This window comes from Lutibacter sp. HS1-25 (assembly GCF_004121075.1).
GTDB lineage: Bacteria > Bacteroidota > Bacteroidia > Flavobacteriales > Flavobacteriaceae > Lutibacter.
Genome location: NZ_RHLN01000018.1, coordinates 65,002 through 71,203, shown reverse-complemented (window position 1 = coordinate 71,203; position 6,202 = coordinate 65,002). Strand labels below are relative to the sequence as shown.

Sequence of the window (6,202 nt, the reverse complement as noted above, 5' to 3'; positions counted from 1 at the left end):
AAAGTCAAAGCGAAAAAAGAAAAACGAGGACTTCAACAGGGATAAACTATATTACAACCAAGAGCAAGACCACTATATCTGTCCAATGGGTCAAACTATGAAAAAAATAGGTGAGCGAAAGAGAAAAACCAAATCAGGTTATGCACAAACCAGTAGTATATATAGCGCACAAAACTGTCAAGATTGTCAATTGCGAGGCGCTTGTTTTAAGGCAAAAGGAAATAGAATTGTAGAGCGGAATCACAAACTAGAGGCATACAAGGAAAAAGCAAGAAGGAATTTGCTTAGCGAAATAGGTGAACTAAAACGCAAACAGCGTACTGCCGATGTAGAACCTGTTTTTGCACACATAAAATCCAATCGAAATTTTAAACGATTTACCCATAAAGGAATAGAAAAAGCTGAATTAGAGTTCGGATTACACGCATTAGCGCATAATATAAGAAAGAAATGCGCCTAATAAATGGCAACTTCTTGCCAAAAATTAAAACCTCCTAAAATTATCGGTAGAAATTAAAAATAAAAAAAACCGCCCCAATTTAATTTTGAGACGGCTTCTTTTAAATATTGATTTTTACTATTTTAAGAGTCCTGCTCGTTTTAGTAAAGCTGTGTTTGAAGGTTTTTTTCCTCTAAAATTTTCATATAATTTCATTGGTTTATCGGTACCTCCTTTTTCAAGAATACAAGATTTTAATTTTTCAGCAGTTTGTTTATTGAAAATACCATTTTCTAAAAACAATTCAAAAGCATCTGCATCTAAAACTTCAGCCCATTTGTACGAGTAATAACCAGATGAATAGCCTCCTTGAAAAATATGTGAAAAAGAAGTGCTCATACAATTTTCTGCAACATCTGGAAAAAGTTGCGTGCTTTTAAATGCATCAAATTCAAACTCTTTAACATTGATTGTTTCGTTTGGTATTTTGGCATGCCATTCCATATCTAAAATTCCAAAACTAAGTTGTCTTAGTGTTTGCATTCCTTCCAAAAAATTTGATGATTTTTTTATTTTTTCAATAAAATCCATCGGAATTAGTTCCTTGGTTTCAAAATGTTTGGCAAATAGGTTCAACGCTTCTTTTTCGTAACACCAGTTTTCTAACAACTGACTTGGTAATTCAACAAAATCCCAAAAAACATTGGTTCCTGATAAACTTGGATAAGTTGTATTTGCTAACATACCGTGTAATGCATGACCAAACTCATGAAACAAGGTAGTTACTTCATTAAAAGTTAGTAAGGATGGTTTTGTAGTTGTTGGCTTGGTGAAATTGCAAACTATTGAAATATGGGGTCTAGAATTTTCATTGTTGTGTATCCACTGTCCTTTATACGAAGTCATCCAAGCACCATTTCTTTTGCCTTTTCTAGGGAAAAAGTCGGCATATAAAATTGCAATATAATTTCCTGATGTATCTGAAACTTTGTAAGTTTTTACATCTTGGTGGTATTTGTCAATGGTATTGATTTCTTCAAAGACCAAATCAAATAATTTGTTAGATATGGTAAAAACACCTTCAATTACATTTTCTAATTTAAAATAGGGTTTAAGTTGTTCTTCATCAAAATCAAAGAGTTGTTTTTTTAATTTTTCTGAATAAAATGCGCTATCCCATTTTTCCAATTGTTCAATACCGTCTTTTTTAGCAAGTTCTGTAAGTTGCTCAAATTCTTTGATTGCAGCAGGTTTGGCTTTTGGTAATAAATCAGCTAAAAATGCTTTAACGTTTTCTGGGTTTTCAGCCATTCTTTCTTCTAGCACAAAATGAGCATGCGTTTTATAACCCAATAAATTTGCTCTTTGGTGTCTTAGTTTAACAATATTTAATACATTTTGCTGATTGTCAAATTCGTTGTTTTGAAAAGATTTCGCACCCGCAGCCAATGCAATTACTTTTCTTAATGCTCTATTTTCAGCGTAGGTTACAAAAGGAATGTAACTTGGATAGTCTAAAGTAAATACCCAGCCTTCTTTATTTTTTTCTTTTGCAGTCATTTCAGCAGCTTCAATAGTGCTTTCAGGCAATCCTTTTAAATCGTTTTCATCAGTTATGTGCAATTCATATGCATTTGTTTCTGCTAAAACATTTTCACCAAATTTTAATTTTAATTTTGAAAGTTCCGCATCAATTTTACGCAATGTAGCTTTGTCGGTTTCATTTAAGTTGGCGCCATTTCTAACAAAGCTTTTATATTTTTTTGTTAATAAAGTATCTTGTTCTGTTGTTAGATTTAGATTGTCTTTGGTATTGTAAACTTGTTGAATTCGTTTAAACAAATCAGCGTTTAAAGTAATATCATTAGAAAACTCGGTAAGTAATGGAGAAACTTCTTGTGCAATTTTTTGAATTTCATCACAAGTTTCGGCAGAATTTAAATTGAAAAAAATACTCGAAATACGATCCAATATTTGTCCGCTAAAATCTAAATATTCGATTGTGTTTTTAAAACTGGCCTCATCAGCATTGTTAATTATAGCGTCAATTTCTTGGCGAGCTAACTCAATGCCTTTGATAAAGGCAGGTTTAAAATGCTCATTTTTAATTTGAGAAAACGGCGCTGTAGAAAATGGTGTATTGAAAGATTCTAATAAAGGATTATTCATAGTATATTATTAACATTTTTAATATTTTGTAAATATATTCATTTTAGTAGCTTTTTAGTAGCTTGATATGTATGTGAAAGTTAAATTTTAGATAAAAAGTGTTAAATTTTTAAAACAAAATACGTAAAATTAAATTTCAACGTTTGAAGGGCGTACCATGTAAGATAATGATTTATGGAAGCAGAAACTTTAATTAAAAAAGCACAAGAAAATATGCCTTTAAAACTTTTAAAAAATAACCGCATTACAGATAAATTGGCTATAAATACACTTATTCCAAAGTTTGAGTTTAAAAGCAAAAGTGGTAAAAATGAAAATCCTAAAAGTGGGATTCCGGTTTAGTTTTTAATATCTTCAGCGGCTTTAATTACTTTTGTTTTTAATTCTTCTTTGTAAGCTATAATTTTATCTTGGATGTTTTTATTTGAGCTTGCAATAATTTGTGCAGCTAAAATTCCTGCATTTAAAGCGCCATCTAAAGCAACAGTTGCAACAGGAACACCTCCTGGCATTTGAAGTATAGATAGTACAGAATCCCAACCATCAATTGAGTTTCTAGATTTTACAGGTACACCAATTACAGGTAAAGGGCTTAAAGAAGCTACCATACCAGGTAAATGAGCTGCGCCACCAGCACCAGCAATTATTACTGAAATGCCACGGTTATGTGCGGTTTTGGCATAGTCAAATAATTTTTCAGGAGTTCTATGTGCAGATACAATATCTACTTCAGTTTCAATATCAAAACTTTTTAATATATCTATAGCCTGTTGCATAATTGGAAGGTCAGAAATGCTTCCCATAATAATTCCTACTTTGCTCATGTTTTTTATTTAAAAAATTAATTTTATTAATTGAAATAGATACTTTGGCTCTGCTACCAATTCTTAATTTCAAATTTCTTTTATTCGCTAATAACTCGAAGTGTCTTTTTTACTTTTTCAGCAATTTTTCGAGCTTCGCTTAGGTCATTATTTACAATAGTAACATGACCCATTTTGCGAAACGGGCGTGTTTCTTTTTTGCCATAAATATGGGGTGTAACACCATCCATTTTTAAAACTTCATCCATGTTTTCATATACAACATTGCCAAAAAAATCATCTTCGCCTACTAAATTCACCATAACTCCTGCAACTTTACTATCGGTATTTCCTAATGGAAGGTTTAAAATACTTCGTAAATGTTGTTCAAATTGGCTGGTGTACGATGCTTCAATACTGTAATGTCCGCTATTGTGTGTTCTTGGAGCAACTTCATTTACAATAATTTCATCATCTACTGTTTGAAACATTTCAACAGCCAGCAAGCCAATATGTTTAAAAGAGGTTGCTACTTTTAAAGCAATTTCATTTGCTTTTTGTGCAACTTCATCTGAAATTCTGGCAGGGCAAATAACATATTCTACTTGGTTGGCTTCTGGATGAAATTCCATTTCAACAACAGGATATGTTTTTAGTTCACCACTTTTATTACGAGCCACAATAACTGCTAGCTCATTTTTAAACGGAATTAAATTTTCAACAATACAATCTGTATCGGTTAAATTATTTAAATCTTTTTCGTTTTTTACTATTTTAACACCAGTTCCGTCGTAACCAAATTGTGCAGATTTCCATACAAATGGAAAAGTTAAAGATTCGCTTTTTAAATCATTTAACGATGAAAAACGCTTGTGTGGTGATGTTGGTATATTATTTTCAACAAAAAAATCTTTTTGCTTTCCTTTGTGTTGAATAATTTTTAGCACGCTTGGTTGTGGATAAATTTCCAATCCTTCAGCTTCTAATTTTAACAAAGCATCAATATTAACGTGTTCAATTTCAATAGTTAATAAATCTACTTGTTTGCCAAAATTATAAACGGTATCAAAATCCATCAAGCTGCCTTGGTGAAATTCATTACAAATTTGTGCACAAGGTGCATCTGCAGCACCATCTAATATTGCTGTGTAAATGTCGAATTTTTGAGTCTCAGTTAATAGCATTTTTCCTAATTGACCTCCGCCTAAAACGCCTAACCTAAAATTTGATGAGAAATAATTTTTCACTTTTTTAACTTTCGCACAAAAATAGCAATCTATTTTTAAAAAACTTGTTAAAAATTAGTAATAGTTAAGGTTGAGTTACTTGTAACAACTACGCGGTACTCTCTTGCAAAATAAATATTTCCAGTTGTTTGTGGTGAGCCGTCTAAAAAACTGTATTCACTTTTGTCGCAAGGACACGTAAATTTTGTAGAGCCATCAAAAGTCATTGGGGCATTACAATCGTTATTGGGACAGGCTCTTTCAAAAGCTTTGTATGTAGTTGGGGAGCCAATTCCGGTATTTTGAATAAAAACACCTTTGTAACCATAAAAACCATCAGGTGTATAAACCCAACCAGTTGGTATTTGTAAGTTTTGGTAGTAAGGTAAATTTAAGTTAACCTCAAAATCTACAGGTACCAATGGCAGTAGGTCATCAGTTTCATTTTTTTCACAAGAAATGCAAAAAACAAGTAAAAAAAGTAATAGTAGCTTTCGCATAATTAAATTTGTTGTTTAAATGTAAACGGTTGCAATTTACAAATATTTTGTACATTTGTATTAAATCTCATGCTGGTTAACAGTTTTGAGATTTTTGTATTTATTAAAACGACAAATTATGAGTAAAATATCGTATTATTCTGAAGAAGGAATGAAAAAATTGAAGGATGAGCTAGATTTTTTAGAGCATGTAGAACGTCCTAGGGTTAGTAATGATATTGCTGAAGCACGTGATAAAGGTGATTTAAGTGAAAATGCTGAATACCACGCGGCAAAGGAAGAGCAATCGATGTTAGAGTTAAAAATAGCCAAACTAAAAGAGGTAGTTGCCAATGCTCGAATTATAGACGAATCGCTATTGGATACTTCAAAAGTGTTAATTCACTCTATAGTGAAACTTAAAAATATTGCTAACAATATGGAGTTTACCTATACTTTGGTTGCAGATTCTGAAACCAATATAAAGGAAGGTAAATTAGCTGTTAACTCTCCAATAGGAAAAGGATTGCTAGGGAAAAAAGTTGGCGATGTTGCAGAAATTCAAGTGCCAAATGGAATTATGAATTTTGAAATTTTAGACATTTCAAGAGCTTAATTTTTTGATAATAATTTTTAAGAAACCCTTTTCAGTTTTTTAATTGAATAGGGTTTCTTATTTTTGAATAAAAAACAAATATGAGCTCAATTTTTACCAAAATAATTAAAGGTGAAATTCCTTGTTATAAAGTTGCTGAAGACAACGATTTTATTGCTTTTTTAGATGTAAATCCTAATGCAAAAGGGCATACCTTGGTAGTTCCTAAAAAAGAGGTAAATAAACTTTTTGATTTAGATGAAGCTTTGTACAATGGCTTAATGCAATTTTCAAGAAAAGTTGCTATTGCATTAGAAAAAGCGGTGCCTTGTAAACGAATTGGTTTGTCTGTTATTGGGTTAGAAGTACCACATGTACATGTGCATTTAATTCCGTTACAAGCAATGGAAGATATTCAGTTTTCTAAAAAAGTTTCTTTAGAAAAAGAAGAGTTTGAAACAATTGCAAAAGCGATAGCCAAGAATTTATAA

Annotated in this window: 8 protein-coding genes; 4 read left to right on the top strand and 4 right to left on the bottom strand. The window is 31.4% G+C overall.

What is annotated here, in order from left to right:
• The coding region (locus tag EC396_RS08425) for a transposase (protein ID WP_205757931.1) at positions 1-460 on the top strand (460 nt) is incomplete at its 5' end.
• 117 nt (positions 461-577) lie between these two features.
• Here the strand turns inward: EC396_RS08425 and EC396_RS08420 are convergent.
• A complete protein-coding gene (locus EC396_RS08420; protein ID WP_129366268.1) occupies positions 578-2,608 on the bottom strand; it encodes a M3 family metallopeptidase in 2,031 nt (676 codons plus the stop codon).
• Positions 2,609-2,782: 174 nt separating this feature from the next.
• On the opposite strand from EC396_RS08420, the gene EC396_RS17855 reads away from it, so the two are divergent.
• The gene (locus tag EC396_RS17855) at positions 2,783-2,950 is read left to right on the top strand and encodes a hypothetical protein (RefSeq protein ID WP_164975230.1); all 168 of its coding nucleotides are present in this window, start codon (positions 2,783-2,785) and stop codon (positions 2,948-2,950) included.
• Here the strand turns inward: EC396_RS17855 and purE are convergent.
• The 3 genes from purE to EC396_RS08405 form a co-directional block, all read right to left on the bottom strand.
• Positions 2,947-3,432, bottom strand: coding sequence for a 5-(carboxyamino)imidazole ribonucleotide mutase (gene purE / locus EC396_RS08415; protein ID WP_129366267.1), 486 nt, complete (start codon positions 3,430-3,432; stop codon positions 2,947-2,949). The genes EC396_RS17855 and purE overlap by 4 nt on opposite strands.
• A gap of 80 nt (positions 3,433-3,512) precedes the next feature.
• Positions 3,513-4,658, bottom strand: coding sequence for a 5-(carboxyamino)imidazole ribonucleotide synthase (locus EC396_RS08410; RefSeq protein ID WP_129366266.1), 1,146 nt, complete (start codon positions 4,656-4,658; stop codon positions 3,513-3,515).
• Positions 4,659-4,705: 47 nt separating this feature from the next.
• Positions 4,706-5,137 (bottom strand): hypothetical protein, encoded by a 432-nt coding sequence (locus tag EC396_RS08405; RefSeq protein WP_129366265.1) that lies wholly within the window; start codon positions 5,135-5,137, stop codon positions 4,706-4,708.
• A 118-nt stretch (positions 5,138-5,255) separates the two neighbouring features.
• Here EC396_RS08405 and greA point away from each other — a divergent pair, with 118 nt between their 5' ends.
• Both greA and EC396_RS08395 read left to right on the top strand, forming a co-directional pair.
• Complete coding sequence (gene greA, locus EC396_RS08400; protein ID WP_129366264.1) at positions 5,256-5,732, top strand: transcription elongation factor GreA; 477 nt, start codon at positions 5,256-5,258, stop codon at positions 5,730-5,732.
• A gap of 80 nt (positions 5,733-5,812) precedes the next feature.
• Entirely contained in the window at positions 5,813-6,202 is a 390-nt protein-coding gene (locus EC396_RS08395) for an HIT family protein (protein WP_129366263.1), read from the top strand.

What these genes read in the sequence shown, in the direction of transcription:
- EC396_RS08420 (WP_129366268.1), bottom strand. Translation starts at nt 2,608, where the DNA reads ATGAATAATCCTTTATTAGAATCTTTCAATACACCATTTTCTACAGCG.
- EC396_RS17855 (WP_164975230.1), top strand. Translation starts at nt 2,783, where the DNA reads ATGGAAGCAGAAACTTTAATTAAAAAAGCACAAGAAAATATGCCTTTA.
- purE (WP_129366267.1), bottom strand. Translation starts at nt 3,432, where the DNA reads ATGAGCAAAGTAGGAATTATTATGGGAAGCATTTCTGACCTTCCAATT.
- EC396_RS08405 (WP_129366265.1), bottom strand. Translation starts at nt 5,137, where the DNA reads ATGCGAAAGCTACTATTACTTTTTTTACTTGTTTTTTGCATTTCTTGT.
- greA (WP_129366264.1), top strand. Translation starts at nt 5,256, where the DNA reads ATGAGTAAAATATCGTATTATTCTGAAGAAGGAATGAAAAAATTGAAG.
- EC396_RS08395 (WP_129366263.1), top strand. Translation starts at nt 5,813, where the DNA reads ATGAGCTCAATTTTTACCAAAATAATTAAAGGTGAAATTCCTTGTTAT.